Origin of the sequence: Nocardia sp. NPDC006982 (assembly GCF_042869435.1) — a bacterium.
GTDB lineage: Bacteria > Actinomycetota > Actinomycetes > Mycobacteriales > Mycobacteriaceae > Nocardia.
Map to the genome: position 1 here is coordinate 1 of NZ_JBIAFV010000094.1, position 1,169 is coordinate 1,169.

Sequence of the window (1,169 nt, forward strand, 5' to 3'; positions counted from 1 at the left end):
GTTCACCGCCGATCAACGCGGCCATCATCGCTCGTCCGGATACCCCGAAAATGTCGGACGCCACGACCGAGAGTTTGATGCAGGCGTCCTCGAGGAGTTTCTCGACCCGGTTCTTCTCCGCCGTGCGTGCCCCGATGAGATCGATGCGGTACCGGGTCAGATCCCGCAGTCGCCGGATCGGCACCGGTGGCACGAAACTGGGACGCAGCATCTGACGTTCGGCGACCTTGCATAACCAGACCGCATCCAGCACATCGGTTTTGGGTCGGCCCGGCAGATGCTTCACGTCACGGGCATTGACCAGCCACGGCTCCAACCCATGCGCCTCGAACAGGTAGAACACCGGTTTCCAATAGTCCGACGTCGCCTCCATCACCACCCGCTCGACACCCAAATCGACCAGATGATTGGCCAATTCGGTCAGTGATCGGGTCATCGTCGAATGTGTCGACACCTCCTGGCACCGCCTGCCCGAGCCACTCTCGGCGAGAACCCGGACACAGCACACCACCTCGGCCTTACCGACATCCAGGGCCGCGACCCTGGCGATAATCTGTTCCTCATCATGGGATTCGGCCAGCATCGTTGTTCGTCCTCTCCCGCACCGCTCGCACCCACCTCGGGGTGGTCGCCTGTGGAGTCGGCAAGGGAAAGCGGAATCTAATCCTCGTGCTCGGTGAAACAACATCGGCAACAATGAAGGACCCACAACCCGACCCCAACGCCCGGCTAGACGACGGCCTCGAAGGACCATAGGGAAAACGGCGTCGACAAGGCGACCACCCCACCATTTTCAGCCCGGAACGGGCGTCCCACCAGGGACAAAATGGCTAGACGAGTAAGTCCGAAGTCTGGGTGATGGTTACACGTGGGCGGAGGGCGTCGAAGCGCATTGTGTGAGTAATGACCTGGACGCCCTGCTGACCGCACTGTACGTGAAAATCGATGACGAGTTGACCGGGCCGCGGTGGACCGGCCGCCCGCCGGTGCTGACCGATTCGGAGCTGGTGTGCCTGACGGTGGCCCAGTCGCTGCTGGGGTTCACCTCCGAGACGCACTGGCTGCGGTTCGCTCGCAAGCACCTGGCCGGGATGTTCGGGTACCTGCCGCAGCAGTCCGGTTACAACAAGCGCCTGCGCAACGCGTTGGGGTTGGTCAAGCGGGTGATC

At 62.4% G+C, this 1,169-nt stretch carries 1 protein-coding gene and 1 pseudogene; one reads left to right on the forward strand and one right to left on the reverse strand.

All coding sequences use genetic code 11. The features are described 5' to 3' along the window. Positions 1 to 583, reverse strand: a 583-nt coding sequence (locus ACFYOW_RS49665) for a transposase (RefSeq protein ID WP_387299197.1), incomplete at its 3' end; no start/stop codon positions are given. Between the two features lie 313 nt (positions 584 to 896). Between ACFYOW_RS49665 and ACFYOW_RS49670 the strand changes: the two are divergent. Further along, positions 897 to 1,169, forward strand: a pseudogene (locus ACFYOW_RS49670) (IS982 family transposase); the annotation flags it as partial.